This window comes from Hydrocarboniphaga sp. (genome assembly GCF_965279055.1).
Classification (GTDB): Bacteria; Pseudomonadota; Gammaproteobacteria; order Nevskiales; family Nevskiaceae; genus Hydrocarboniphaga.
Window position 1 is genome coordinate 3655303 of sequence record NZ_OZ257125.1, and the last position, 25279, is coordinate 3680581.

The 25279-nt window shown below is 68.6% G+C and carries 24 protein-coding genes; 12 read left to right on the top strand and 12 right to left on the bottom strand.

What is annotated here, in order from left to right; all coding sequences use genetic code 11:
• Positions 1–78: 78 nt before the first annotated feature.
• Positions 79–813 carry a FadR/GntR family transcriptional regulator gene (locus tag ACQZF9_RS16505; RefSeq protein ID WP_428310054.1) on the top strand — a complete coding sequence of 245 codons (735 nt, stop codon included), beginning with the start codon at positions 79–81 and terminating at the stop codon, positions 811–813.
• A gap of 126 nt (positions 814–939) precedes the next feature.
• On the opposite strand, the gene chrA is transcribed toward ACQZF9_RS16505, so the two are convergent.
• The 5 genes from chrA to ACQZF9_RS16530 all read right to left on the bottom strand — a co-directional run bounded on the left by chrA (position 940) and on the right by ACQZF9_RS16530 (position 6752).
• Positions 940–2292: a chromate efflux transporter gene (gene chrA / locus ACQZF9_RS16510; RefSeq protein WP_428310055.1), complete on the bottom strand. Its 1353-nt coding sequence runs from the start codon at positions 2290–2292 to the stop codon at positions 940–942.
• A gap of 110 nt (positions 2293–2402) precedes the next feature.
• Positions 2403–3047 carry a nucleotidyltransferase family protein gene (locus ACQZF9_RS16515; RefSeq protein WP_428310056.1) on the bottom strand — a complete coding sequence of 215 codons (645 nt, stop codon included), beginning with the start codon at positions 3045–3047 and terminating at the stop codon, positions 2403–2405.
• Positions 3025–4035 carry an XdhC family protein gene (locus tag ACQZF9_RS16520; protein ID WP_428310057.1) on the bottom strand — a complete coding sequence of 337 codons (1011 nt, stop codon included), beginning with the start codon at positions 4033–4035 and terminating at the stop codon, positions 3025–3027. The genes ACQZF9_RS16515 and ACQZF9_RS16520 overlap by 23 nt, the downstream gene beginning before the upstream one ends.
• Positions 4036–4043: 8 nt before the next feature.
• The gene (locus ACQZF9_RS16525) at positions 4044–6284 is read right to left on the bottom strand and encodes a molybdopterin cofactor-binding domain-containing protein (RefSeq protein WP_428310058.1); all 2241 of its coding nucleotides are present in this window, start codon (positions 6282–6284) and stop codon (positions 4044–4046) included.
• A 9-nt stretch (positions 6285–6293) separates the two neighbouring features.
• Positions 6294–6752, bottom strand: coding sequence for a (2Fe-2S)-binding protein (locus ACQZF9_RS16530; protein ID WP_428310059.1), 459 nt, complete (start codon positions 6750–6752; stop codon positions 6294–6296).
• Between the two features lie 171 nt (positions 6753–6923).
• Here ACQZF9_RS16530 and ACQZF9_RS16535 point away from each other — a divergent pair, with 171 nt between their 5' ends.
• The 5 genes from ACQZF9_RS16535 to ACQZF9_RS16555 all read left to right on the top strand — a co-directional run bounded on the left by ACQZF9_RS16535 (position 6924) and on the right by ACQZF9_RS16555 (position 12686).
• Positions 6924–7571: an Isoquinoline 1-oxidoreductase subunit gene (locus tag ACQZF9_RS16535; RefSeq protein ID WP_428310060.1), complete on the top strand. Its 648-nt coding sequence runs from the start codon at positions 6924–6926 to the stop codon at positions 7569–7571.
• Positions 7572–7829: 258 nt separating this feature from the next.
• Complete coding sequence (locus ACQZF9_RS16540; RefSeq protein WP_428310061.1) at positions 7830–8591, top strand: CoxG family protein; 762 nt, start codon at positions 7830–7832, stop codon at positions 8589–8591.
• The gene (locus ACQZF9_RS16545) at positions 8588–9457 is read left to right on the top strand and encodes an FAD binding domain-containing protein (protein ID WP_428310062.1); all 870 of its coding nucleotides are present in this window, start codon (positions 8588–8590) and stop codon (positions 9455–9457) included. Before ACQZF9_RS16540 ends, ACQZF9_RS16545 begins: the two co-directional genes overlap by 4 nt.
• The gene (locus ACQZF9_RS16550) at positions 9454–9927 is read left to right on the top strand and encodes a (2Fe-2S)-binding protein (protein ID WP_428310063.1); all 474 of its coding nucleotides are present in this window, start codon (positions 9454–9456) and stop codon (positions 9925–9927) included. The genes ACQZF9_RS16545 and ACQZF9_RS16550 overlap by 4 nt, the downstream gene beginning before the upstream one ends.
• A complete protein-coding gene (locus ACQZF9_RS16555; protein ID WP_428310064.1) occupies positions 9924–12686 on the top strand; it encodes a xanthine dehydrogenase family protein molybdopterin-binding subunit in 2763 nt (920 codons plus the stop codon). Before ACQZF9_RS16550 ends, ACQZF9_RS16555 begins: the two co-directional genes overlap by 4 nt.
• Here ACQZF9_RS16555 and ACQZF9_RS16560 read toward each other — a convergent pair.
• Positions 12683–13579 (bottom strand): alpha/beta hydrolase, encoded by an 897-nt coding sequence (locus tag ACQZF9_RS16560; RefSeq protein ID WP_428310065.1) that lies wholly within the window; start codon positions 13577–13579, stop codon positions 12683–12685. The genes ACQZF9_RS16555 and ACQZF9_RS16560 overlap by 4 nt on opposite strands.
• A gap of 252 nt (positions 13580–13831) precedes the next feature.
• The gene (locus ACQZF9_RS16565; RefSeq protein ID WP_428310066.1) at positions 13832–15058 is read right to left on the bottom strand and encodes an MFS transporter; all 1227 of its coding nucleotides are present in this window, start codon (positions 15056–15058) and stop codon (positions 13832–13834) included.
• A gap of 244 nt (positions 15059–15302) precedes the next feature.
• Here ACQZF9_RS16565 and ACQZF9_RS16570 point away from each other — a divergent pair, with 244 nt between their 5' ends.
• Both ACQZF9_RS16570 and ACQZF9_RS16575 read left to right on the top strand, forming a co-directional pair.
• Entirely contained in the window at positions 15303–16181 is an 879-nt protein-coding gene (locus ACQZF9_RS16570; RefSeq protein ID WP_428310067.1) for a hypothetical protein, read from the top strand.
• 136 nt (positions 16182–16317) lie between these two features.
• Positions 16318–17868, top strand: coding sequence for a ShlB/FhaC/HecB family hemolysin secretion/activation protein (locus ACQZF9_RS16575; RefSeq protein ID WP_428310068.1), 1551 nt, complete (start codon positions 16318–16320; stop codon positions 17866–17868).
• 7 nt (positions 17869–17875) lie between these two features.
• Here the strand turns inward: ACQZF9_RS16575 and ACQZF9_RS16580 are convergent, their stop codons facing one another.
• From ACQZF9_RS16580 to ACQZF9_RS16595, 4 genes are read right to left on the bottom strand one after another with little or no spacing between them, the layout of a single operon-like run.
• The gene (locus ACQZF9_RS16580) at positions 17876–18445 is read right to left on the bottom strand and encodes a hypothetical protein (protein ID WP_428310069.1); all 570 of its coding nucleotides are present in this window, start codon (positions 18443–18445) and stop codon (positions 17876–17878) included.
• The gene (locus ACQZF9_RS16585) at positions 18445–19683 is read right to left on the bottom strand and encodes a hypothetical protein (RefSeq protein WP_428310070.1); all 1239 of its coding nucleotides are present in this window, start codon (positions 19681–19683) and stop codon (positions 18445–18447) included. Before ACQZF9_RS16585 ends, ACQZF9_RS16580 begins: the two co-directional genes overlap by 1 nt.
• A complete protein-coding gene (locus ACQZF9_RS16590) occupies positions 19667–20557 on the bottom strand; it encodes a PilW family protein (RefSeq protein ID WP_428310071.1) in 891 nt (296 codons plus the stop codon). The genes ACQZF9_RS16585 and ACQZF9_RS16590 overlap by 17 nt, the downstream gene beginning before the upstream one ends.
• Positions 20551–21114, bottom strand: a complete 564-nt coding sequence (locus tag ACQZF9_RS16595) for a GspH/FimT family pseudopilin (protein WP_428310072.1) — start codon at positions 21112–21114, stop codon at positions 20551–20553. Before ACQZF9_RS16595 ends, ACQZF9_RS16590 begins: the two co-directional genes overlap by 7 nt.
• A gap of 125 nt (positions 21115–21239) precedes the next feature.
• Here ACQZF9_RS16595 and ACQZF9_RS16600 point away from each other — a divergent pair, with 125 nt between their 5' ends.
• The gene (locus ACQZF9_RS16600; RefSeq protein WP_428310073.1) at positions 21240–21644 is read left to right on the top strand and encodes a type IV pilin protein; all 405 of its coding nucleotides are present in this window, start codon (positions 21240–21242) and stop codon (positions 21642–21644) included.
• Positions 21645–21665: 21 nt separating this feature from the next.
• Here ACQZF9_RS16600 and ACQZF9_RS16605 read toward each other — a convergent pair whose 3' ends face one another.
• Positions 21666–22757 (bottom strand): NAD(P)/FAD-dependent oxidoreductase, encoded by a 1092-nt coding sequence (locus ACQZF9_RS16605; RefSeq protein WP_428310074.1) that lies wholly within the window; start codon positions 22755–22757, stop codon positions 21666–21668.
• Between the two features lie 163 nt (positions 22758–22920).
• Here ACQZF9_RS16605 and ACQZF9_RS16610 point away from each other — a divergent pair, with 163 nt between their 5' ends.
• Genes ACQZF9_RS16610 through ACQZF9_RS16620 form a run of 3 tightly spaced genes read left to right on the top strand, consistent with a single transcriptional unit; the run spans position 22921 to position 25279 of the window.
• Positions 22921–23514, top strand: a complete 594-nt coding sequence (locus ACQZF9_RS16610) for a GspH/FimT family pseudopilin (protein WP_428310075.1) — start codon at positions 22921–22923, stop codon at positions 23512–23514.
• A 5-nt stretch (positions 23515–23519) separates the two neighbouring features.
• On the top strand, positions 23520–24116 hold the full coding sequence (pilV, locus tag ACQZF9_RS16615; RefSeq protein ID WP_428310076.1) for a type IV pilus modification protein PilV: 597 nt from the start codon (positions 23520–23522) through the stop codon (positions 24114–24116).
• Positions 24113–25279 carry a PilW family protein gene (locus tag ACQZF9_RS16620; RefSeq protein ID WP_428310077.1) on the top strand — a complete coding sequence of 389 codons (1167 nt, stop codon included), beginning with the start codon at positions 24113–24115 and terminating at the stop codon, positions 25277–25279. Before pilV ends, ACQZF9_RS16620 begins: the two co-directional genes overlap by 4 nt.

The window sequence follows — 25279 nt, forward strand, 5'->3', positions numbered from 1 at the left end:
CACGCGACCGCGACGAGTATTGTCAAAGCGCAAGCGGCAAACTAAGGTGGTCCTACCAGTTCTTCAGGATCGAACGCGATGGCGGTCCGTCACGCCGCAGGACGTCCGGACGAGGTCGCGCATCGGTTGATACAGGCGATCCGCAAGGGCGAGTTCAGCCCGCAGCAGGCGCTGCCTTCGGAGCGCGAGCTGTCGGCGCGCTGGAGCTTTTCGCGTTCGATCATTCGCGAGGGCATCGCCATGCTCGTCGCCAAGGGCGCGCTGATTCGCCAGCATGGCCGCGGCACTTTCATCAACGATGCCGAGCATCAGCTCGGCGACCGCATGTGGGCGGAAATGGCGAGCCTGCATGAAAACCTGCAGGGCGATCTGCTGGAGTTTCGCCATGTGCTGGAATGCGCCGCCGCCGAAATCGCGGCCGAGCGCCACGACAAGGCCGATGCACTGAGCCTGGCGAAAGCCGGCGCCGCGGTCGACACCGCCTGGGCGTCCGCGGATCGCAAGGAGCAGCTGAAGGCCGACGTCGCGTTTCATCAGAGCATTGCGCAGGCCACGCACAACCCGGTGTTCTCTCACCTGATGGCCTCGCTGCAGCGGCTGCTGTTGGAACACATGCAGCTGTCGCAGGCCGGCATGGCGCTGCAATCCGGCGTCAGCGCCAGCGTGCGCGAGCAGCATCGCGATCTGCTGGCGGCGATTCTCGCGCGCGACGCGGTTGCCGCGGGCAAGGCCGCCGGCAAGCACCTCGATTTTGTTCGGGTGCGGCTGAATCACATGGAGCCGCGACGCGCGGCGACGCGCGCGAAAAGCTAGTCGCGCGCGTCCGGTCCCTGCACGGCCAGCGCGACTAACGCGGCGGTCAGCGAGCCGGCGCAGCGACGCTCTCGGCGGCCGCAACCTCGTCTGCACGAATCGACCGCCCGTTGCAGCCGCGCGTCGCTAGGCCAGGCCCGACAGCTTCAGCGCGATGCCGATCGCCGCGCTGATGCCCAGCGTCAGCAGCAGATTGACCCGGTAGCGCAGCAACGCGACGATCGCGGCCAGACCCAGCAGCAGCGCGGGCAGATTCAGCGAGGCCAGTCGCGGCAACGGCAGCGCCAGCCCAAAGGCTTTGACGGTGTCCACCTGCGCGAACAGCACGTGGATCGCGAACCAGATCGACAGGTTGAGGATCACGCCGACCACCGCCGCGGTGATCGCGGTCAGCGCCGCACTCAGCCATCGATTGCCGCGCAGACGCTCGATGTACGGCGCGCCGAGAAAGATCCACAGAAAGCAGGGCACGAACGTCACCCAGGTGGACAGCGCGCCGCCGAGCAGCCCGGACAGCAGCGGCGGCAGCGATCCCGGATCGCGATACGCGCCCAGAAAGCCGACATAGGTCAGCACCATGATCAAGGGCCCCGGCGTGGTTTCGGCCAGCGCCAGCCCTTGCAGCATTTCGCCGGGCATCAACCAGCCATAACGCGCCACCGCCTGCTGGTTCATGTACGCCAGCACCGCGTAGGCACCGCCGAACGTCACCACCGCCATCTTGCTGAAGAAGATCGCCTCTTGGGTGAACACGTGCTGCGCCCCGAGCGTTGCCAGCAGCAATGCGATCGGAACGCCCCATAGCAGCACGCCGCAGAGCAACACGCGCAGGCTCCAGCTCGCGCCGCCATGCACCGGGTCCGGAACGCTGTCGTGCTCGGCTGCCGCTCCCGGTCTGGAACCCGGCAGAAACACCGGCGGCGCCAGCCGGCTGCCGAGCAGGCCGATCAGGCCGGCAGCCAGCACGATCAGCGGGAACGGCATGCCGAACGCGAAAATCGCCACGAACGAGATGGCAGCAAGCGCATACAGCGCGCGATGCTTCAGCGCTTTTTTTCCGACGCGGATCAGCGCCTCGATGACGATGGCGAGCGTCGCCGCCTGCATGCCGAACAGCAGGCCCTGCATCCAGCCCAGATCGCCGTAAACGACATAGGCGACCGCGATCAGGCTCATCAGCACGAAGCCGGGCAGGATGAACAGCAGGCCGGCGACGATGCCGCCGCGGGTTCCGTGCAGCAGCCAGCCGATGTAGGTGGCCAGCTGCTGCGCCTCTGGCCCCGGCAGCAGCATGCAGTAGTTCAGCGCATGCAGAAAACGGGTCTCCGATACCCAGCGTTTCTCGTCGACCAGAATGCGGTGCATCAGCGCGATCTGCCCCGCCGGGCCGCCGAAGCTGATGAAGCCGATCTTCAGCCAGACGCGCAGGGCCTCGCTGAAAGCAACCGCCGGCACGGTCGCGGGGCGGGTCGGGATCATCGGATCTGCAGGAATCATCGCGGTCGCCAGCGGCATCGGTTGCGACACATGATACGAGCGCGACGATGGCAATATCCGGTCGCGGCCGGCGCCGCGACGCCGCGCAAACCTCAACGGCTTTTGCGTTGCCTCTGGCGCCGCCAGTCACGGCGCGTGTCGATGTCGAGCAGCACGCTGTCGTCGGCGTCGACCAAGCGCACCCGGCTGCTGCCGGCGAGCAGGCGCCGCGCGCCTTGGTCGCCGGCGAGTTCGGCCGCCCGGTCCAGCAAGGCGCGGCCGAGCAGCACCGGGTTGCCGCGGCGATCACCGACGCGTGGGATCACCGCATCGTCGCCCTGCCGGTACGCGGCGATCAGCGCCTTGATCGTTCGCGTCCTCACACCCGGCATGTCGCCGAGGCAGATCACGGCGCCGTCGATCGACGCCGGCAGCGCGCGGATACCGGCCTGCAGCGAACTCGCCATGCCCCGGCGATAACGCGGATTGAACCTGAATTGATAGCGGCGCCCGCGCACCGATGACAGCTCGCGCTGCACAGGTCCACGTTGATGGCCGGTGACGACGATCAGCGGCCGCGCCGGTGCGCGCATGACCCGCGTCAGCACTTGCGCGACGACGCTGCGGCCGCGCAGCGGCGCCAGCAGCTTATTGACGCGACTGCGGCCGAAGCGGCGCGAACGGCCGGCGGCCATGACGATGCAGGCGATGCGCGGCGCCGGCAGCGCCGCGCCGTCAGTCGGCGCGGCGTTCGGCAATCAGCTCGCCCACGATAGACAGCGCGATTTCCTGCGGCGTGCGCGCACCGATGTTCAGGCCGGCCGGCGTGCGCAGACGCGCCAGTGCGGCCTCGTCGAAACCTTCGCCGCGCAGCCGTTCGATCCTCGTCTGCGCCTTGCGCCGGCTGCCGAGCGCGCCGATGCAATAGGCCTTCGAGCGCAGCGCCGCGGTCAGCACCGCGTGATCGGTATCGGCGTCGTGCGACAGTGTGTAGATCGCGCAGCGCGAGTCGACATGCAGATCGGCCAGCGCGGCATCGATACCGCGGCGGTCGTACAACTGCGGCTCGTAAGGCGCGTCGTCCGCGACTTCGGGGCCGCGCGGCCGCAGCAGCACGGTTTCGATGCCGAAGATCGGCGCCAGCTGCAACAGCGCCAGCACGATGGGATCGCCGCCGACCAGGATCAGCCGTAGCGGCGTCAGCTGGTGGCGTACGTAGCGCTGCGCCTGCAGGCCAGCTTCGATGCGCGCGTCGTCGAACGTGACCGCGCCGGATTGCAGATCGGTGATCACCGCCAGCGTCTGGCGCTCGTTGCGTGCACGCCGCAGCCGCGCCGCGTAATCGGCACCGACGGCGCGCACCAGGATGCGGATGCGGCCGCCGCAGGACAGCTGCACGTCGAGCACCGGGCTGCCGGCGCCGTAGTCGAGCAGGCGCGGCTTGCCGTCGGCGAGCACCGCCAGCGCCTCGGCGGCGACCGCCGCTTCGACACAGCCGCCGGAGACGTAGCCGACCATGTCGCCGGATTCCGACACCGCCATTTCGGAGCCGACCGGCCGCGGCGACGAGCCGACCACGTCGATCAGGGTCGCCAGCGCGTAGCGCCGGCCGCTCGCCGACCAGCGTTCCAGCGTCGGCAACAGATCGTCGATCAGCGCATACGCCGGCCATGCCGGCCAGCCGCCGGGATGCGTCGGTGCTGCGGCCGCGACCGTGATCGCGGCGGTTTCGTTGGAGCCCGCCATGCCCGGTTTTATACCACCTGGAATTTCTGTCCGGCCAACGGCAGCCGGCGCACGCGTTTCCCGGTCAGTTTCGCCAGCGCGTTGGCGACAGCCGGCGCCAGCGGCGGCACGCCGGGCTCGCCGACGCCGGTCGGCGCCTGCTGGCTGTCGACGATGTGCACTTCCACCACCGGCATCTCGCTGATCCGCAGCACCTTGTAGTCGTGGTAATTGCCCTGGCGCACCGCGCCGTTTTCGATGTCGATTTCGCCATACAGCGCCGCCGCCAGCGCGAAGCCGACGCAGCCTTCCATCTGTGCCCTGATCTGGTCCGGATTCACCGCGACGCCGCAGTCGACGGCGACGATCACGCGATCGACTTTCGGCGTGCCGTCGGCCTTCAAGCTGACTTCGGCGACTTGCGCGACATAGGTCTCGAACGAGAAATGCGCGGCGATGCCGCGCGCCTTGCCGGCCGCAAGCGTCGTTTTATTCCAGCCGGCTTTTTCAGCGGCCAGCTTGAGCACGCCGGCCATGCGCGGCTGTTCCTTGAGCAGCTTCAGCCGGTACGCCAGCGGATCCTGCCTGGCGGCGACGGCGAGCTCGTCGAGCATCGTCTCCATCACGTAGGCGGTGTGCGTATTGCCGACCGAGCGCCACCACAAGGGCGGCACGTCCTGCGTCGGCGAATGCAGCGCCGCGCTCATCGCCGGAATCTTGTACGGCGTCGGCCACACGCCTTCGCTGCTGCTGGGGTCGTTGCCGTCCTTGATCATCGCCGCCATCGGCGTGCCGGCCATGATCGACTGGCCGACGATCGCGTGCTGCCAGCCGAGCAGCTCGCCGCTGGCGTCGATGCCGGCCTTGACCTTGTGCACGAACAGCGGCCGGTACCAGCCGGCGCGCATGTCATCTTCACGCGTGCGCTGCACGCGTACCGGCACCGGCCGGCCGATCGCCTTGGCGACGTTGACCGCCTCGACGGTGAAGTCGCTCGCGGCATTGGCGCGGCGGCCGAAGCTGCCGCCGCTGATCAGCGAGTGCAGCTTGACCTTTTCCGGCGGCAGGCCGGCGGCCTTGGCCGCGAACATGTGGTCGAAGCTCGGGAACTGGTGCGCGCCCCAGGTTTCCAGCATGCCGTCGTGCAGCCAGGCGACGCAGTTCAGCGGCTCCATCGGAGCATGCGCGAGGTAAGGGAATTCGTAGACCGCGTCGACGCTTTTTGCGGCTTTTTTCAGCTGCGCCGCGGTGTTCGGGTCGGCATGGATCGTCGCCGCGCCGCTGCCGGCTTCGGCGATCTTCAGATAGTCCGCGTAGAGGCTGCCGGAGTTGAGCTTGGCGGCGCCGCTGTCCCAGTTGATCTTCAGCGCGCGCCGGCCCTGCAGCGCCGCCCACATGCCCTTGCCGACCACCGCGACACCCTCGGGCACCTGGACCACGTCGGTGACGCCCTTGATTTTCTTCGCCGACGCCGCGTCGAAGGACACCAGCTTGGCGCCGAACGCCGGCGGCCGCGCGATCACCGCGGTCAGCAGGCCGGGCAGCTTGACGTCGATGGTGTACATCGCAGTGCCGGTGCACTTGGCCTGGCTGTCGAGACGGCGCGTGTCGTTCTTGCCGATCAGCTTGAAATTCTTCGGGTCCTTCAGCGGCACGTCTTTGGGGACGGTCTGCTTCGCCGCGTCATCGGCAAGTTCGCCGAAGGTGGCCTTGTGCGTGCCGCTGCTGACCACGCCCTTGCTGACGCTGATGCCGGAAGCCGGCACGTTCCAGCGCTGGGCCGCGGCCGAGACCAGCATCGCGCGCGCGGTGGCACCGGCCTTGCGCATCTGCTCCCAGGAGTTGGCGATCGCGGTGGAGCCGCCGGTGCCCTGCGCGCCGAACGCGAGGTTCTTGTACAGCTCGACATTGGCCGGCGCGTACTCGATTTTCACCGAAGGCAGATCGGCGTCCAGCTCTTCGCACAGGATCGTCGCCAGGCCGGTGGTCGCGCCCTGCCCCATCTCGTGATGCTTGATCACCAGTGTCACGCTGTTGTCCGGCGCGATGCGGATGAACGCGTTCGGCGCGAACGCTCCGGCCGGCACTTCACCGACCGCATCGGCAGCGAAAGCCTTCTTTGCCAGCGGCAGTTGCAGACCAAATACCAGGCCGGCGGCGGCGCTGGACTTGAGGAAATCGCGGCGCTTCAGGCCGGGCTTGCGATCGGTTTCGATCGGCGTGGCGCCGGCGAAGATCGCGGCGGCGGAGGTGGGATCGAGCATGCGCATGTCGTGCTCCTAGGCGGCCAGCTTGGCGGCGGCGGCGTGCACCGCGGCGCGGATGCGCACGTAGGTCGCGCAGCGGCAGATGTTGCCGGCCATGGCCTGGTCGATGTCCTCGTCGGTCGGCGTGGGCTTGAATTCCAGCAACGCCACCGCGGTCATGATCTGGCCGGACTGGCAGTAGCCGCACTGGGCGACGTCGAGGTCGATCCAGGTCTGCTGCACGGTCTTGGCGGTCTTGCTGCTGAGGCCTTCGATGGTGGTCACTTCGCGGCCGACCATGCCCGACACCGGCGCGCTGCAGGAGCGCAGCGGGCTGCCGTCGACATGCACGGTACAGGCGCCGCACTGGGCGGCGCCGCAGCCGAACTTGGTGCCGGTCAGGCCCAGGTCGTCGCGCAATACCCACAGCAGCGGCGTGTTGGGATCGGCGTCGACCGAATGCGGGCTTCCATTGACCTTGAGTGCGACCATCTGGCTCTCCGAGTATTGCGGATGGCGGGTCCGGCGCAGGACGTGCCGCGCGGCGGGGGCTTACAGCATAACCAAAGCTCCGGCTTGTGTGGATGACCGGTCACACCGCTATCATGCAAGCCAGTTGTGATTCCCTCGCCAGCCTCGCGGCCAGCCACTGGAGACGCTGCAATGGACAACAGGATGTTTCGCGCCACGCTGGGCGCGCTGCGCCAGGCACTGCTGGTCGGCCTGCTCGCCGCCGGCCTCGGCAACGCAGTGGCGGCCGACAAACCCGCGCAGACACTGAAATCCCCGGCGGATTTCGCCGGCATCGCCGACCCCACCGCGCGCTCGCAGGCGCTGTTTACCGAGGCCGGCAAGGTGATCCAGCATCCGCGCTGCCTGAACTGCCATCCCAAGGGCGACAGTCCGACCCAGGGCATGGACATGCACCCGCATACCCCGCCCGTGGTGCGCGGCCAGTTCGGCCTCGGCGCCACCGCGCTCGCCTGCTACACCTGCCACCAGCAGCAGAACTTCGACACCGCCGGCGTCCCGGGCAACCCGGCCTGGCATCTGGCGCCGATCGAAATGGCCTGGCAGGGCCAGACGCTGGGCCAGATCTGCGAGCAGCTCAAGGACAGCAAGCGCAACGGCGGCAGGTCGCTGCAGCAGATCCAGGAGCACATGGCCAAGGACCCGCTGGTCGGTTGGGGCTGGAAGCCCGGCATCGACATCAGCCGCCAGCCGCGCGAAGCCGTGCCCGGCACGCAGGCACAGTTCGGCGCGCTGATCGGCGAGTGGATCAAGACCGGCGCGGCCTGCCCGGCGGGGTAACGCAAACCCGGCGGGCCGCAAGCGGCCCGCTTGCGCAGGTCGATTCGCGCTGATCCTCAACACAGTTGCTCATTTCGTTGATGTCAGTAACATGACGCTAAGTGCGAGTGCCTCGCCGGCGTCGTCAGTGAACGCCATCGGTCGACACCGGTGCCGGCGTCTCGCGCACACGATTCCCGGCAGGCCGGGTCAATAAGGCGCCCACGCAGGCACGAGCCGCGACCGATCGCGGCCGATCATCCGACGGAGAGTTCAGCGATGCAGATGACAGGGCAACAGCGGATTTCCGCGTCCCGCGAACAGGTTTGGGCGGGGCTCTACGATCCCGAGGTGCTCAAGCGCTGCATTCCCGGTTGCCAATCGGTGACGCAGGAATCCGAAGACCGCATGCGCGCGGCGGCCGAGATCAAGATCGGGCCGATCGGCGCGCGCTTCAGCGGCACGGTGACCCTGTCGGACATCGACAGGCTCAACAGCTATACGCTGACCATCGAAGCCCAGGCCGGCACGGTCGGCTCGGTCAAGAGCATCGCCAAGGTGCGGCTCAGCGAGGACAACGGCGCGACGCTGCTCGCCTACGAAGTGGACGCGCAGATCAGCGGCCGCCTAGCGCAGCTTGGCGGCCCGATCATGGACGCGACCGCCAAGCAGATGGCCGGCCGCTTCTTCTCGCAGTTCGGCAACATCGTCGGCAAGCCGACGCCGGCAGCTGCGACCGCCGGCGCGAGCAGCGCGGCGGTCGCGCAGAGCGCCGGCCAATACGCGGCGCCGGCGGCGGCGCGCGGCGGCGTGTCGATGAGCTGGCTGCTCGCCCTGGTGGTCGCGGCGCTGGTCGGTTATCTGGTCGGGCACGGCCAGGTCGGCGCGGCCGGTGCTTCCGAATGGATCGGCCTGTCGATCGGCCTGCTGGTGGTCATCGTCGCCGCAGCCGGCTTCGAGTTCGGCCGGCGTGCCGCGGCGCCGGTGGTGACGCTCGATGCCGCGCTGCTGGCGCGCCTGCTCGACGAGAGCAAGCGGTGAAACCGGCGCCTTTCGACTACGTCGCGCCGACGACGATAGAAGAAGCCTGCACGCATCTGGCCGAGGCCGGCGGCGGCGCAACCCTGCTCGCCGGCGGCCAGACCCTGATGCCGCTGCTCGCGCTGCGCATGAGCCAGCCATTCGTGCTGATCGACATCAATCGCATTGCCGCGCTCAAGGGCGTGTCGCGCGACGACGGCGGCACGCGCATCGGCCCGATCATGCGCCAGAACGACGTCATCGCCGATGCGACCCTGGGCAGCGTGCTGCCGGTGCTGGTCACCGCGACGCGCCATGTCGGCCATCACCAGACGCGCAATCGCGGCACCATCGGCGGCTCGATCGCGCTCGGCGAACCGGCTGCGGAACTGCCGGCGACCGCGGTCGCGCTCGGCGCCTCGGTGGAAGTGCGCTCGACGCGCGGCAGTCGCCGCATCAAGGCCGAAGCGTTTTATCTAGGCCCTTATGCGACCGCGCTGGAATTCGACGAGCTGGTCACCGGCATCCACTTTCCGGACTGGCCGGCCGATGCGATTTCGCTATTCAACGAAGTCGCGATGCGGCCCGGCGATTTCGCGCTGGTCGGCCTGACCGGCGCGCTCAGCGTCGTCGACGGCCGCGTCGCCCGCGCCGGCATCGCCTGGTTCGGCATGGGCCCGACGCCGATGCGCGCGCGCCAGGTCGAGGCGGCGCTGATCGGCCAGAGCGTCGACGCGCTCGACGTCGCCGCGCTCGCCGATCTGGCGATCGCCGACACCGCGCCTTTCGACGATCACCACGCCAGCGCGGAATACCGCCGCACCGTCGGCCGCCGCGTGTTCGCGCGCGTGCTGAACGAGCGGGTCAATACGAGACACAGCGCATGAGCACGCATTCGATTCGCGTCACCATCAATGGCCGCGCACACGAAGCCCAGGTCGAAGGCCGTCTGCTGCTCAGCGATTTCCTGCGTGGCGACGCCGGCTACACCGGCGTGCACGTCGGTTGCGAACACGGCGTCTGCGGCGCCTGCACGGTGATCGTCGACGGCCTCGCGGTGCGCTCCTGCCTGATGCTCGCGGTGCAGGCCGACGGCGCGGCGATCACCACGGTCGAGGGCCTTGCCGCCGAAGACGGCACGCTGCATCCGGTGCAGCAGGCGATGCGCGACGAGCACGGCCTGCAATGCGGCTTCTGCACGCCCGGCATCGTGATGACGCTGGCCGCGCTGACCGGCGGTGAACACAAGACCAGCCAGGAGAATGTGCTCGCCGCGCTGTCCGGCCACATCTGCCGCTGCACCGGCTACCAGGGCATACGCCGCGCCGCGATCAGGCTCGCCGGAGACGCCGCTTGAACGCGCCGCATTCGGCGCCGATCACGCGCACCGAGGGCTATATCGGCAAGCGCGTCGCGCGCACCGAGGACACGCGCCTGCTGATGGGCCGCGGCGTCTATGTCGACGACGTCGGCCTGCCCGGCATGCTGCAGGTGGCGTTCCATCGCAGCCCGATCGCCCGCGGCAAAATCAAGTCGGTTGATCTCTCCGTCGCGCGCGAAATCCCCGGCGTCTACGCCGTGCTGACCGCGCAGGACTTGGCGCGTTACAAGGTCGACATGCTGAGCTTCTTCCTGGCCGCGCCGGTGGTGCCGGTGCCGGTGCTGGCGACCGACTGCGTGACCCATGTCGGCGACCCGATCGCGATGGTCGTCGCCCAGGATCGCTACATCGCCGAAGATGCCGCCGGCCTGATCGTCGTCGAGTACGAGGAAGAAGATCCGGTGGTGACACTGGCCGACGCCAAGAGCGGGCCGCTGGTGCATCCGGGCACCGACTCCAACGTCGCCGCCGCGACCGGCTCCGAAGAAGCCGACGAGGAGCTGGAAGCGCTGCTCGCCGGCGCGCCGCATCTGATCAGGCTGGAGCTGACGCATCAGCGCATCGCGCAGTCGCCGATGGAACCGCGCGGCGTCGTCGCCGCGCCGCAGGGCAACGACGAGCTGACGATCTATCTGTCCTGCCAGGGCCCGCAGCTGGCGGCACGCTGGTTCGCGCAGGCCTTCGGCATGCCGGCGACCGCGATCCGCGTGATCTCGAAAGACGTCGGCGGCTCGTTCGGCCTGAAAGGCCAGCCCTGGCGCGAGGAAGTCGCCGTGGTGCTGGCGGCGATGCTGCTGCGGCGGCCGATCAAATGGATCGAGGATCGCCTGGAAAACCTGACCTCGGCGAACCAGGCGCGCGAGCAAGAGATCAGGCTGCGCGTCGCGTTCGACAAGGACGGCAACCTGCTCGGCTCGCACGCCGACTACGGTCTCAACAACGGCGCCTATCCGCAGGGCGCGGACAGCAACATCGCGGTGATGATGTTCCTGTGGGCCGCGCACAAATGCCCGACGTTCGGCTTTCACGCGCGCGGCTGGTTCACCAATACCGTGGGTCTGTCGGCGTATCGCGGGCCCTGGGCGCTGGAATCACTGGCGCGCGAAGTGCTGCTGGATCGCGCCGCGCGCCAGCTCGGCATCGACGCAATCGAGCTGCGCCGCCGCACGCTGATCACCCGGGCCGACCAGCCCTGCACCACGCCGATGGGCCTGCAGCTGGACGACATCAGCCCGGCCGAATGCCTGGAAGAACTGCTGCGCCATGTCGACGTCGCCGCGTTCCGCGTCGAGCAGGCGCAGGCGCGCAAGCAGGGCCGCTATCTCGGCCTCGGCGTCGCGACGTATATCGAACCGACCGCGGGCAGCACCGGCATCGCGGTGCTGATCAGCGAATCGGCGCATATCCGTATCGAGCCCACCGGCAAGGTCAGCGCGGTGGTGTCGACGCATTCGCAGGGGCACGGCACGCAGACGACGATGGCGCAGGTCATCGCCGAAACCCTCGGCGTGCTGTTCGAAGACGTGACCATTCACGAGGACGACAGCTCGCGCGGTGGCTACGGCTCCGGCGCTTACGGCAGCCGCCAGGCGGTCGCCGGCGGTGGCGCCTGCATCCGCGCGTCCGAACTGCTGCTGGAGAAAATCAAACTCGCGGCGGCGCATCTGCTCAACGTCAGGCCCGAGGAAATCCTGCTGCGCGACGGCGTGATCCACGCGCTGGGCGACAAACAGCAGAGCGTGACGCTGCGCGATCTCGCCGACATCGCCTACGGCGAACCGGATCGCCTGCCCGAAGGCATGGAGGCCGGCCTGGAAGTGCAATACCGCTATCGCCCGCCGCCGATCACGATGACCAGCGCCGCGCATGCCTGCATCGTCGAAGTCGACGCCGACACCGGCTTCGTCAAGATCCGCCGCTGGGTCACCAGCGAAGACTGTGGCGTGATGATCAATCCCTCGGTGGTCGAAGGCCAGATCGCCGGCGGCCTGGCACAGGCGATCGGCTGCGTGCTGCTGGAGGAAGTCTCCTACGATCCGCGCGGCAATCCGACCGCGGTCACGTACAAGGACTATCTGCTGCCGTCGATCAGCGACGTGCCGACGTTCGAGTATCACCACGGCGCCTCGGCGCCGTCGAAAGCCGAAGGCGGCTTTCGCGGCGTCGGCGAAGGCGGCTGCATCATCGGCCCGCCGACGCTGGTCAACGCGATCGCCGACGCACTGTCGCCGTTCGGTGAAATCAAGGTCGAGCTGCCGCTGACGCCGACCAAGCTATTGGAAGTGATCGAAGGCCGCTCGCTGGCGAAAAAGCCGGCCGAGCCGGCCGCTGTATCGCCGGCCAGCGGGCCGGCGGAGACACCGATGCCGGTCGCCGAGGCCGTCGTCAGCGAGCCTTCGTCGGCACTGACGCCGGCCCCGATCACCGAGCCGGCCGCGCAGGCCAGCATCGACGGCATGTGGAAGTTCGTGCTGTCGACGCCGATGGGGCCGCAGGCTTTCACCGGCAAGCTGGTCACCGACGGCAACACCGTCAGCGGCTCGTTCTACTTCAACATGGACGAAGCCAGCTTCACCGGCACGATCAACGGCAACAACCTGAAGTGGGATCTGAAAGTCACCAAGCCGATGTCGATCACGCTGAAGTACGACGTGCAGATCAACGGTGACAAGCTCACCGGCAAGGTGAAGATGGGCATCTTCGGCACCGCCAAGCTCAGCGGCGAACGCGCCTAGCTCCCGGCGCCGCGCAGCCAGCCGGCGATATCCGCCACCGCCTCGCGATGCGCGGCGGTGGGCCTGGTGCCGACGAAGCCGTGCACCTGGCCGGGATAACGCTTCACCTGCACCTCGACACCGGCCTGCTGCAGGCGCTCGGCGTACGCCAGTCCTTCGTCGCGAAGCAGGTCGTCTTCCGCGAGCACGAACAGGCTGCGCGGCAGCGCGCTCAGGTCGGCGACATGCAGCGGCGTCGCCAGATCGTGCGAGCGCATGCCTTTTGTCCACAGCGGGCTGCCGCGCAGGTACAGGTCCCACAGCTCGACCATCTTGACGTGCGGCAGTCCGGACTTCGGCCCGCCGTGTTCGCGGTACGACGGCCATTGCCCGAAAGCGCCGTGATCGGTGACCGGATAGATCAGCACCTGTCCCTTGATCATGCCCGGCTGCAGCGCGCGCGCCTGCTGCGCCGCCACCGCGGCCAGATTGCCGCCGGCGCTGTCGCCGCACAGCGTGATGCGCGCGGGATCACCGCCGAGACGCGCGACGTTGTCGCGCATCCATTGCAGCGAGGCCAGGCAGTCCTGCACCGGAATCGGGAACGGATGCTCCGGCGCGAGGCGATATTCGACGGACACGACCAGATGCCCGGCCTGCACGCACAGATCGCGGCACAGCGCGTCGTGGGTGTCGAGATCGAAGCCGACCCAGCCGCCGCCGTGGAAGAAAAGCAGCACCGGGAACGGCCCCTTGCCACGCGGCTTGTAGATACGTAGCCGGATGCGGCCGCCGTCCACCGGCATGGTCTCGTCGCTGACGTCGACGTCGGTGGCGAACTTGCCGCGCCAGGCGTAGCGGACCGTCACCCGGATCAGCCAGCGCAGGAAGTTGAGTTTGAGCAATTCGAACATGGCGGCTTCCCGTGTTTAGAACGACAGGCCGAGTCGCGCGATCAGGGTGCGCGGCCGGATGTAGCCGTCGCTGCGTGCGCACGCCGGCCTCGTAGCTGCAGATCGTGTCGTACTTGCAGGAGTCCGCCGAGCTGGGTGTCAGTGTACCAACCCGTACCTGCGGGCCGCCGAAATGGCAGCGCTGCGTGCGTCGAGCACGGAGCGATAATCGCTTGCGGGCAGCGCAGCGCCACAAGCGCGGCGCTTTGCGGCTCAGCCAGCGGACCGCTGGGGCGCAGACGCCCGCGACCGACGCACCGCCAGCGCCCAGATCGCCAGGCCGCCGAGTGCCAGCGCGCAGCCGACCCAGCCGGTCGAGACCCAGCCATAGCCTGCCGTGATCGCGATGCCGCCGAGCCAGGGGCCGAGCGCGTTGGCGAAGTTGAACGCGGAATGATTCAGTGCCGCGGCCAGGCGCTGCGCGTCGCCGGCCACGTCCATCAGCCGCGTCTGCAGCACTGTCGCCAGCGCGGTGCCGCAGCCGAGCAGGAACACGTCCAGCGTGATGCTCCACAGCCGCTGCGCGGCCAGCGGATACAGCGCCAGGCAGGCCGCCGACCACAGCAGCAGCACGCTGGCGGTGGTGGTCAACGCGCGATCGGCGAAGCGCGGCACCAGCAGGTTGCCGGCGGTCATGCCGATGCCGAATGCGGCGAGCACGAAAGGCAGCGTCGCCGGCGACGCGCCGGTGACCGCGTCCAGCGTCGAGGCCAGATAGGTGTAGACCGCGAACACACCGCCGAAGCCGATCGCGCCGGTGGCCAGCGTCAGCCAGACCGCGCCGTTGCGCAATGCGCCGAGTTCGCGCAGCGGGCTGGCGTCGCGATGCGCGCGATCACGCGGCGCATAGGCCGCGACCAGCGCCACCGTGATCAGCGCCAGCAGCGCGACCACGCCGAAGCCCCAGCGCCAGCCCAGCGCCTGGCCGAGCGCGTTCGCGGCCGGCACGCCGATGATCGTCGCCACGGTGAGCCCGAGCAGCACGCGGCCGACCGCGACGGTGCGCCGCTGCGCCGGCACCAGGCTCGCGGCCATCAGCATCGCGATGCCGAAATAGGCGCCGTGCGGCAGGCCGCTCAGAAAGCGGAACAGCAGCATCCAGTGATAGCTCGGCGCCAGCGCCGACGCGGCGTTGGCCAGCGCGAACAGGCCCATCAGCAACAGCAGCACGCTGCGCTGCGCCATGCGCGCCGACAACACCGCGATCAGCGGCGCACCGACGACCACGCCGAGCGCGTAGGCGCTGATGACATGGCCGGCCGTCGGCACGGAGATACCCAGATCGGGCGCGAAATACGGCACCAGGCTCATCGTCGCGAACTCGGTGGTGCCGATGGCGAAGCCGCCGACGGCGAGCGCGAAGTGCACCAGTGAGGGATGTGCGGCGCTGGCCGCCAAAACGGGAGAGGATGAATCGGGGACGCGGATGCCGCCTTCCATTGCTGCGGATACTCCGAAATTGGCCGACAGGCGCCGGTTGCAGCCGCAGGCAGCGGGCCGGTCCTGTCGTAAGCCTTCGCTGACATCACGGGTCGATCGGATACGCATAGCGCGCCGGCGCATGTCAGGCCATTCTAAACGCGCCAGCTGCTACCGACGTCACGTCGGCATTCAGGCAGCACGTTGCACTATCGGCGCCGACCGACCCAAAGAAGGGTCCCCCATCCTAAGGTAGGAACAGACTATGAAACGCACACTCCTGATGACGCCGCTGCTGCTGGCGACGATGGCCAGCTTTGGTGCCCACGCGGCGGATACCGGCCGCCTGTCGCGCCTGGGCTCCGGCTCCGGCCTGCTCGGCGTGAATACCGACAGCAATCGCACCGCATTGTTCGCGCGCAACCGCGAATCTACCAGCAGTGGGTTTGCCGCCCGGCTCAATCGCGACACCTCCGGCAGCCGCAGCCTGTCGGCCGATCGCTCAAGCTCGCGTCCGCTGCTGGCCGGCCTGAGCCGCAGCGACGCCGGCGACCGCTCGCTGGCCGACCGCCTGCCGAAAATCAGCAGCAGCCGCGACAGCGGCGACGGCAAGTTCTCGCAGACGCTGACCATCGACGGCAACAACGCCAGCTTGGCGATCAGCAACGGCGTCGAACGCAGCGGCCAGACGCTGAGCGAACGCTTGCGGCAGATCGGCTCCGGCGAAACGCGCTCGCTGGACAGCGGACTCAAGCTGACGTCGAGCGTCAAGGTGACCACCTCGCGCGACAGCGGCGGCGACAACAACGCGCTCGGCCTCGGCCGCGAGCGCAGCAGCGACCGCAGCTACGAGCAGTCGTCGACGCTGAATCTGGGCCGCGAAGGTTCGGCAACGCCGGCCCGCGACGGCAACAAGTCCAGCCGCGACGTCACGCGCACGATCAGCAGCAGCAACACCTTCAGCAGCAGCCTCGATCGCAGCGTCGCGCCGTTGACCGACGCAGGCGAGACCCGCAACACCAGCCGCGCCATCGACACCCGCTACGGCTTCAAGTACAGCGCCGGCAGCCAGCGTGAAGGCCTGACGGTGACCGACCGCCAGCGCAGCTTCGAGCCGAACTTCAAGATCGAGAGCGACGGCTGATCCGGCGAACAGCATTGAAGAGGCACAACAGTACCTGCGCCGGCTGATGCCGGCGCAGTTTCATGTGCAGCGCAGAGGCGGCGGGCAGAACAACAGCAGGCGACAGAACCGCTGAATCGAAGCAGGAGAGTTCCGCATGCCGGTCATCGCGCCGCCACCGCTGATTCCGCAACAGGCCACGGTCGAGTTGATCCGCCAGCAGCCATCGACCGTCCGCGTTGCGTTCCGCGACGCGGAGGAAACCGTGCAGATCGAGCTGCACGGCGCCGCGCTGCTCGACGCCGCACAAGCCAGCGCCGCGCTGAAACGCGCTAAAACCCTGTCCGATGCCCTGTACGAACTCGCCCAGGCCTGCGCCGATGGCGGTTATCCGGCGACGCAGCTGACGTATGCGCGCTCCGGCGACGTGGTCTACGTGCAGCTGACGCCGGGCGGCGTGAGTTCGGTCAGCGGGCCGCCGCGACTCGCTGCCTTCTTTCGCGGTATCGAACGCGAGCAACCACTGACTGACGCCACTCTGGAGCGCCGGCAGCTGCTCGCATCGCTGTATGCGGATCGCAGCGATCTGACCGTGCAACCCAAGCTGATCGCCGGCGACGCCGGCACCGTGTTCGATCTGAAACCGGATCGCCAGTCGCGCAGCACGCCGATCGCGAGCGTCGATTTCGGCAACCCGGGCAACCGCTTCGTCGGCCGCTACTTCAGCAATGCCGAGCTGCGTTACGCCTTCGACAGCGGCGACGAATTCAAGGCCTCGTGGAATCATGGATTCACCGATCTGGGCGAAACCCGCGGCGCAGACGGCTACGAGGAACAGAACCTGGTCTGGAGCCGGGTCACGCCTTACGGCGTATTCGGCCTCGGCGGACGCAACGTCGATTATGGCCAGAACCTGGAAAATCCGGCGCCGCTGCGCAACAACCTGCTGCACTACGACAGCGACATCCAGCGCCTGCAGGCCAGTGCACTGCTGCCGCTGATGGCGCGCCGCGACTGGCGCTGGCTGCTCGACGCCAGCGCGGACTACAGCCACCGGCGCTATCGCGAGACGACCACCGATTCCTTGATGCAGAACCAGGAATACGGCTCGCTGCAGCTGGCCAGTTTCTATGTCGCCGACGCGACGCTGCTGCTGCAGCCGCTGGATATCAGCGTCGGCGCTAGCTTGCGCAAGGGCCTGGGCGATGATCGCAGCGGCGATCAGCAAGTCGCGGCCGATCTGGGCTATCTGAGCCTGCGGCCGGAATTGCGTCTGAACTGGAATCTCGGCATGCAATGGCGACTGCGCTTCGACGCGCTCGGCCAATACAGCCGCGACATACTGCCGGTGGAAGAACAATGGGTGCTCGGCGGTGCCGACGGCGTACAGGCGTTTCTGCCCGGCGTTGCCGTCGGCGACAGCGGCGCGATCGCCAAACTCGCACTGGAGCGCAACAGCGGCCAGCTCGGCGCGCTGCGCCTGCGCATCGGCGTCTTCAGCGAGTACGGCTACGCCAAATTCAGCGACGCCGGCGCCGCTGTCGACGCGCAATCGGTCGCCGATATCGGTATCGCACTTCGCGCGAGCCTGCGCCATGTCGAGGCCAGCGTGTCCGCCGCAGAACCAGTCCACGACAGCGGCATCCCGCAAAGCGTGGTCGACGACGCGCGTTCGCGGCTGTTGTTCAGGCTCAAGGCGATGTTCTGATTCCGACTCACAGCGGCAGAGGCGCCGGCGGCAGCAGGCTGGGACGACGGATCAGCGCGCCGCCGGCGAGCAAGGGATCGATCGCCGCGATCGCCCCGTCCAGGCTCAGTTCCGCTGCGCTGCCGTCGACTTGGGTCCAGCTCAAGGTGACGCGGATCTGCAGCAAGGCGGCGCGGGCAGAACCACTGCAGACCCCGGGGGTCAGCGCAGCAGCGTCACACCAGGAATAGCCGCTGACAGACCAATGGCGCTGATAGCGGAAATCGGACAGCGCGATGTCGCCGGCAGCAACCATCAGGCTACCATCGGCGTTCTCGCGGCCGCCGCGATCGTCGCCGCATTCGTCGAAGCCGTAGGTGCCGCCGCCGGCCGCTGGCAGTTGCGTGAACTGCCGCAGGTCGTCGAGCTTTTCCCTGGCCAGTTGCGCGGCCGCGGCACGGGCGCGCGCGTTGCTGCCTTCGAGCAGCACCAGCGCCTGCAAGCGGCACAGTGCCGGCACACCGAGCGCGAGCACCAGCAATGCGATCAGCACATCGAACAGGGCGAGCCCGCGCTGCCGCTGCGGCTGCCCTTGCATCAATAGTCGCGCCAGCTGCCGGGCACCGGTGTCAGCAGCAGCGGCGCCTCCGCACCGCTTTGCAGCGCCGAGGCGACCGCGGCGTCCGGGCGGATCAGGTAGGCGCCCGATGAGATTTCCAGCGGGCCGTTCGCGACCAGCGCACCGGCGATGCTCGCGTCGTGAGTCAGCGCGATGCCGGAGCTGCCAGCGTCGTGCGACAGCAGCACCAGCAGGCCGGAAAACGCGTTGCCATCCAGGCTCAGTCGCCCGTTGGCGACCACCAGCAACAACGGAGCCGTCGCGCTGCCGATGGCCACATCCGGCGTCGCAACGCAGTCGCCCTCGATCCACCAGGCGCCGTGCGTATCCGGCCCCAGCGAGGCGCAGCGATCGAGGCCCGGCATCTGCGCGCGCAGGCTCGGCCACAGCAGCGCGCCGACACCGAATACGCGTTCGACGATGTCGCCGGGCGCGACGCTGCTGTCGCGATTCACGCCGAGGTTGCCGTCGACGTCGAGCATGTCGGCCTGCTCCAGCCCCGGCTCGCTCAGCGTCGCGCCGCAGGCGCTGGCGGCATCGGACGAAACCGCACAGGTCTGACTGGTGTCGGCCAGATGCGCATCGCCGGCCGTCCATATCGACAGCGGCGCGGCGACGATACGGCCACTGCCACCGAAGCGTGCGCTGGCGGCGATCACCGTCGCTTCCGGCCACTGCGCAATCAACGGGTGGATCAGCACGTCCTGCCGCACCAGCGCGCGGCTGCGGCCATCGGCGCTGGCGCTTTCGCCAACGACCTGCAGCACGTCGGCACGCGGCGCCGCCGTGCCGGCGGTCAGTGCGAGCGCCAGAAAATGCAGCCTCGCGGAATCTGCGCCGGCGCTGTAGCGCGCCTCGGCGACGTCGGCATACGCGGTCCAGCGCGAGTCGAAGAGATTGCGGACGCCATCGCCACAAGGCGGGTCGATACGCGTGCCGGAACAGGCCGACCAGCGTTGCGCAGCGCTGGACATCCAGCCCTCTGCCTGCGTTGCGGCAATGCGGTTGGCGTTGGCACGCAGGTGCGTCAGACCGCGCGCCAGCTCCAGCTCGGCCAGCGCGGCGAGCCGCTGGGTCTGCGCGTCGCTGGCCATGCTGCGCTGATCGCCGACGGCGATTTGCATCGCCGACAGCACCAGCAGCGTGACCAGGATCAGCAACAACAGCGCGACACCGGTCGCGACTGCGCCCCGCTGCGATTCAGCGCAGCGCATCATTGCGCAGCTGCGCGACGGCACGCAGCGAACGGTCCGCCGTCGCGACCGAGCGCAACTGCACGTCGACCGCGAAGCTCGCCGAGCGGCGCTGCCCTTGCAGCGCATTGCCGGATGCGGTCGGCTGCGCCTGATACGCGATGTTCAGCGCGGTGACGCGTAGCGCGCGCTCGTCGCTGACGTTCTCCCAGTTGCCGTCGCCGCAGCTGTCGGCGTTGTTGACCGAGCGCAGCGCGCGATCGGCGGCGTTGTAGCGATAGCCATAGCGCTCCTGGTCGTCGCGCACGCCGTTGCCGTTTTCGTCGTAGCTGAAAACCAGGCAGTCGGTGCCGGACGCGGCCAGCGTGTCGAAAGGATTCAGCACGGTCCAGCTGCCCGCGGCGATGCGCATCGTCGACAGGCTGCCGCTGCCAAGCGTCGCGCTGATTGTCGACGCGCTGAGATAGGCGCTGATCGTGAGTTCGTAGCGGCGCGTGGCGCCGCTGGCATCGCGCGCGCTGATCACCAGCTTGCGGCCGACCAGAACCGCCGACGACAACGGTGAGGCGAACGCGGCATCCACCGTCGAAGTGCCGGCCAGCACTGACTGCAGGCCGATGCTGCCGGACGCGGCGCTGGCGATCAGGTCATGCGAATTGGCTGCGCGCGATACCGCGCCCGCGGCGTTCCAGCCGCCGGCCCGCGTGATGTCGCGTTGCATCACGTCGACCAGCTGGCGCAGATCCTGGTTCATGCGCGTGCGCTGCAGGCTGTCGCGATGCAGGCTCAACGTCGAACTCAGCAGGCCGACCGCGGCGCTGAGCGCTATCGAGCCCAACAGCAGGGCGATCATCAGCTCGATCAGCGTGAAGCCGCGCATCGTCGCCGCGCTCAGCATGCCGGCTGGCCCGGCACGGCGCGCGCGCCGCTCGGCGAGCACAGGCGCAGACGCCCCAGCGAGCTGATGACGACGCGCAGGGTCTGGCCACTGCTGCCGACGCTGAAGGCGATGTTGCCGGCGACCAGATCGGGCCGCACCGGGCTGAAACGCAGGCTGCTGCCCAGCGAACTCGGCTCCAGCGATATGCCGTGATACTCGCTGCTGCGAACCACGCGCGGCAACGGCAGCGCGCTCAGCGCATCGCGATCGATGAAGCAGAACGCGCTGGCGTTGCGATCGTCGAGCCGGCAGTCGCAGGAGGGTTTCAGGCTCAAGCCCCAGCACCAGCTGGTTCCGGCGCTGTCGCGCACCAGGCTCAGGTAGACCGGCTGCGCGCGCTCGCGTGCGGCGCTGCGCGCTTCGCCCATGTCGCTGCGCAGGCGGTCGGCGGCGCTTTTCAGGGTCGAGGTCATGCCAAGCTCGCTGAAAGACGGCAGGCTCGCCGCCAGCAGCACGCCGAGAATCGCGACCACGATCATCGCCTCGAGCAAGGTGTAACCGCGCAAATCTCGCATCCCGGCCCCCGCCAGACGACGATGCCGCCAATCTAGGCGTGCATCGCGCGGCCGACTGCGCGCAACGTCACCGATGCGCGATGCGGCGACGCGCAAACTGCGAACGACTCGACACGAGCACATCGATGCACCAGCACCATCGCGGATACGGCCTGATCGAACTGGCGGTGGCGATCAGCCTGATCGCGCTGCTGGCGTCGATCGCCGTGCCCACGTATCAGCGCGTGGTGCGCAAGACCCATCGCAGCAGTGCGATCGCGGCCCTGATGGAGCTGCATCTGCGCCAGGAAAAATACCGCGCCGACAACGCGGCGTATGCCACTGCGCTAACCCAGCTCGGCACGCCGGGCGGCGACGTCGCCGATTACTACAGCCTGTCGATCGCGGCTTCGACCGCGACCAGCAATACCTTGCGCGCCGACGCGCGCAGCACCGGCAATCAGAATGCCGACGCGCAGGGCGATGTCAGCTGCGCGCGGCTGGAGATCGATCAGAGCGGCACGCGAACGCCGGCGGCGTGCTGGCGTTAGCGCAAAGCGCAATCCCGGGTTTCACCCCCGCGACGCGCGCCCGGGCTTGTACGCCGCCGCATCCACCTGCGTCGCCTTGTCTTCGATCAGGTCGGCCAGCAGTTCGGTCGAGGCCGGCGCCATCACCAGGCCGTTGCGGTAGTGGCCGGCGTTGACCCACAGGCCAGGCAGCGCGGGATGCGCGCCGATATAGGGAATGCCGTCGGCAGTGCCCGGGCGCAGGCCGCTCCAGTGCGCTTCGACCTGGCCCTTGACCTCGTCACCGAGCAGGCCGGCGGCGAAGGCCACAAGCTCGTCGCGCGCATCGCCGGTGATGCTCTTGTCGAAGCCGGCATGCTCGACCGTGCTGCCGACCAGGATGCGGCCGTCGCGGCGCGGGATCAGATAGCGCCCCTGGCTGAAGACGATGCGCTTGAGCCGGCTCGGCACGGCCTGCAGCAGCAGCATCTGGCCGCGCACCGGCGCCACCGGCAGCGCGCCCAGCGCGCCGCTCCAGGCGCCGGCGGCCAGCACCACGGCGTCGGCGCGGTGCTCGTCGCCGGCCACGGTGCGCACGCCGCTGACACGCTCGCCGTCGCGCAGCCAGCCGGCGACCGGCGTGTTCTCGTGCAGCTCGATGCCGAGCTGACCCAGCCTTAGACGCAGCGCCTGGCCGAGCCGCGGATTGCGGATCTGCCCTATCCACGGCAGCAACAGGCCGGGCAGCGCCGGGCCGCGCGTGCGCAGGATCGCGTCGATCTCCATCGCCGGCAGCCCCTCGGCGGCGCACCAGGCCTGGCCGGCGGCGATCTGCGCCGGGTCCAGCAGCATCGCGCCGGAGGCGAGCAACTCGGGATCGACGCCGGTGGCCGCGGCCAGTTCCGGCGCCAGGGCCTTGTACAACGGCAGGCTGCGCCGGCTCAGCTGCCAGACCGGCGCGGGGTAGTTCCACGGCAGGATCGGGCTCAGAATGCCGCCACCGGCCCAGGACGATTCACGGCCGGCGCTGGCCTGATCGAATACCGAGACCCGCCAGCCGCGGCCGTGAAGCTGCAGGGCGCTGAGCATGCCGATGACGCCGGCACCGACGATGGCGACATGTGCAGGAGAAGAGCTGACGGACGACGAAGCCAAAACCGGATCCTTCGGAGGCGAGATGGCGCGGGCTACCCTGATCAAGGCGTCAGCGCGGCGCGGCAGCGGACGGCAATTGTCCGGAGTTTCCCTCCAGCCTGCAAAGCGACACCGCCCGTCCGCAGCCAAATGTAGGAATTCACCGCAACGGTATAACTAGACGATGGCTCGCTCTCCGACCCCCAACGGCTTCACCTTGCTCGAGTTGCTCGTCGTCGTGGCGATCGCCGGCGTGCTGCTGGCAGCCGCGATTCCGAGCTTCCAGCAGATGGGCCTGAGCTCGGCCCGGGCCCAGGGCGGCACCGCGCTGCTGACCGCGCTGAACCAGGCGCGCAGCGAGGCGATCGCGCGCAACGGCAACGTCGTCGTCTGCCGGCGCAACTACTTCGCCAGCGGCAGCTACCCGACCTGCAACATCAGCAGCGGCAGCTGGGCCCAGGGCTGGATCGTCTACCGCGACAGCGACAGCACCATCGACACCACCGAGCCGGACGCGGCCGGCGACATCATCGCGGTGTACGAGCCGATCGGCCGCGTCACCGCCGCCGGCACCGGCGATGCGTTCAAGCTGGCGCCCACCGGCAACCCGGCCTATCTGCTGTTCGGCAGCAACGGCCGGCCTTCGCAGGCCCTGAGCTTCACGATCTGCGAAACCAGCCAGCGGCTCACCGACAGCCGCCGCGTCGAGATCGCGCCCAGCGGTTATGTCAGCCTGCGGCCGCTCGACGCCGCCACCACCACCGCGGCCTGCGGTTGATCCGCATGCGCCCGGCCCCCATCCGCACCCAACGACAAGACGGCTTCACGCTGATCGAAGTGCTGATCACGATCTTCGTCACCGCGGTCGGCCTGCTGACCGTGGCCGGCCTGCAGGCGGCGTCGAAGAAAGTGAACTTCGAAACCGCGCAACGCACCAGCGCCACCGCGCTGGCGCAGGACATGGTCGAGCGCATGCGCGCCAATCCCGGCGCCAAAAGTTCCTACCTGACCAGCGACGCGACCACGGTCGCCAGCGCCACCGGCTGCGCCGCCGCGTCCGCGGCCTGCAGCAGCACCGACCTGGCCGCCTACGACGTCTACCAATGGGGCCAGCGGCTGCTTGGCGCCGAAGAAAGGGACGCCGGCAACAACTCCACCGGCGGCTTGGTCAACCCGACCGGCTGCATCACCTACAACAGCACCAGCAAGGTGTACCGCGTCGTCGTCGCCTGGCGCGGTTACAGCGCGGTGCCGATCAGCACCTCGAGCAGCGATCCGGCCAGTGACACCTGCGGTACCGGCCTGAGCCGCTACACCGATCCTTTGACCAGCGGCGCCAACGACCTGCTGCGCCGGCTGATCGTCGTGGAGTTCATATGAGCCGCCGGTTCTTGCCGCGCCGCCAGGCCGGCCTGACCCTGGTCGAGCTGATGATCAGCCTGACGCTGGGGCTGATCCTGGTCGTCGGCATCGGCTCGCTGTTCGTCTACACCAATCGCAGCAACCGCCAGAACGAGCTGATCTCCGGCATGCAGGACCAGGCGCGCTTCGCGCTGGCGACCTTGTCGCGCGATATCACCATGGCCGGCTACTGGGGCGGCATCGCCAGCGCCGCGACGATCACGCCAAACACCAACGATACGGATGCGACCAACGACAGCAGCACCGCGAGTGCCGCGCTGACCGGCGCCAACGACTGCGGCGCCGACGCGACCACGCGCTGGGCGTTCGAGCTGACACGCAAGCTGGTGACGACCGACGCCGCGGGCATCTCGCAGACGCTGCTCTGGCCGAGCCGTGTCGAGTTCCGCAACCAGAGCGTCAGCGGCGCGCCGAGTGCGCTGTGGAAATGCATCGGCAACTACAAGACCGGCACCGACGTCGTCGCGCTGCGCCGCGTCGCCGGCCAGCTCACCGGCAGCATGGCCAGCGGCGACACCCAGGTGAAGCTGCGTGCCTATAACTACTACCTGCAGACCAATGGTGTGGTCGGCACCCTGATGCGCTGGGGCTCGGCCGACACCGCCGCGCCGATCGGAACCGAGGCGCCGCTAAGCGCGCCGATGAGCTTCTACCGCTACGTGCCGCGCATCTACTATGTGCGCAATTACTCGCGCACGTCCGGCGACGGCATTCCCACGCTGTGCCGCAAGGAGCTGTGCTCCAGCGGCTATGCCGCCGGCGCCGATAGCGAGAGCGGCAGCTGTGGCGCCGCCGGCTCCACCGCGAGTGCCAGCGGCTTCTACGCCGAATGCCTGGCCGAAGGTGTCGAGGACCTGCAGATCGTCTGGGGCATCGCCAACGCCGACGGCTCGGGCTTCCGCTACACCAGCACGCCGAGCGCGCAGGAAGTGGCGACCAATGCGCAGACCGCGCAGATCTTTTTGCGCATGCGCTCGGTACGCAGCGACGCTGCCTACACCGACACCAAGACCTATACCGCCGGCGATGCCGCGGCCTACACCGCCAGCGGCAACGACACGCACTACTACCGCCGCCTGTATTCCACCACCGTCTACCTGCGCAACCAACCGGCCCGCTGA

What these genes read in the sequence shown, in the direction of transcription:
- ACQZF9_RS16550 (WP_428310063.1), top strand. Translation starts at nt 9,454, where the DNA reads ATGAGCACGCATTCGATTCGCGTCACCATCAATGGCCGCGCACACGAA.
- ACQZF9_RS16585 (WP_428310070.1), bottom strand. Translation starts at nt 19,683, where the DNA reads ATGATGCGCTGCGCTGAATCGCAGCGGGGCGCAGTCGCGACCGGTGTC.
- ACQZF9_RS16570 (WP_428310067.1), top strand. Translation starts at nt 15,303, where the DNA reads ATGAAACGCACACTCCTGATGACGCCGCTGCTGCTGGCGACGATGGCC.
- ACQZF9_RS16620 (WP_428310077.1), top strand. Translation starts at nt 24,113, where the DNA reads ATGAGCCGCCGGTTCTTGCCGCGCCGCCAGGCCGGCCTGACCCTGGTC.
- ACQZF9_RS16610 (WP_428310075.1), top strand. Translation starts at nt 22,921, where the DNA reads ATGGCTCGCTCTCCGACCCCCAACGGCTTCACCTTGCTCGAGTTGCTC.
- ACQZF9_RS16560 (WP_428310065.1), bottom strand. Translation starts at nt 13,579, where the DNA reads ATGTTCGAATTGCTCAAACTCAACTTCCTGCGCTGGCTGATCCGGGTG.
- chrA (WP_428310055.1), bottom strand. Translation starts at nt 2,292, where the DNA reads ATGATCCCGACCCGCCCCGCGACCGTGCCGGCGGTTGCTTTCAGCGAG.
- ACQZF9_RS16530 (WP_428310059.1), bottom strand. Translation starts at nt 6,752, where the DNA reads ATGGTCGCACTCAAGGTCAATGGAAGCCCGCATTCGGTCGACGCCGAT.
- ACQZF9_RS16590 (WP_428310071.1), bottom strand. Translation starts at nt 20,557, where the DNA reads ATGCTGAGCGCGGCGACGATGCGCGGCTTCACGCTGATCGAGCTGATG.
- ACQZF9_RS16525 (WP_428310058.1), bottom strand. Translation starts at nt 6,284, where the DNA reads ATGCGCATGCTCGATCCCACCTCCGCCGCCGCGATCTTCGCCGGCGCC.
- ACQZF9_RS16600 (WP_428310073.1), top strand. Translation starts at nt 21,240, where the DNA reads ATGCACCAGCACCATCGCGGATACGGCCTGATCGAACTGGCGGTGGCG.
- ACQZF9_RS16505 (WP_428310054.1), top strand. Translation starts at nt 79, where the DNA reads ATGGCGGTCCGTCACGCCGCAGGACGTCCGGACGAGGTCGCGCATCGG.
- pilV (WP_428310076.1), top strand. Translation starts at nt 23,520, where the DNA reads ATGCGCCCGGCCCCCATCCGCACCCAACGACAAGACGGCTTCACGCTG.
- ACQZF9_RS16535 (WP_428310060.1), top strand. Translation starts at nt 6,924, where the DNA reads ATGGACAACAGGATGTTTCGCGCCACGCTGGGCGCGCTGCGCCAGGCA.
- ACQZF9_RS16575 (WP_428310068.1), top strand. Translation starts at nt 16,318, where the DNA reads ATGCCGGTCATCGCGCCGCCACCGCTGATTCCGCAACAGGCCACGGTC.
- ACQZF9_RS16565 (WP_428310066.1), bottom strand. Translation starts at nt 15,058, where the DNA reads ATGGAAGGCGGCATCCGCGTCCCCGATTCATCCTCTCCCGTTTTGGCG.
- ACQZF9_RS16540 (WP_428310061.1), top strand. Translation starts at nt 7,830, where the DNA reads ATGCAGATGACAGGGCAACAGCGGATTTCCGCGTCCCGCGAACAGGTT.
- ACQZF9_RS16580 (WP_428310069.1), bottom strand. Translation starts at nt 18,445, where the DNA reads ATGCAAGGGCAGCCGCAGCGGCAGCGCGGGCTCGCCCTGTTCGATGTG.
- ACQZF9_RS16595 (WP_428310072.1), bottom strand. Translation starts at nt 21,114, where the DNA reads ATGCGAGATTTGCGCGGTTACACCTTGCTCGAGGCGATGATCGTGGTC.
- ACQZF9_RS16520 (WP_428310057.1), bottom strand. Translation starts at nt 4,035, where the DNA reads ATGGCGGGCTCCAACGAAACCGCCGCGATCACGGTCGCGGCCGCAGCA.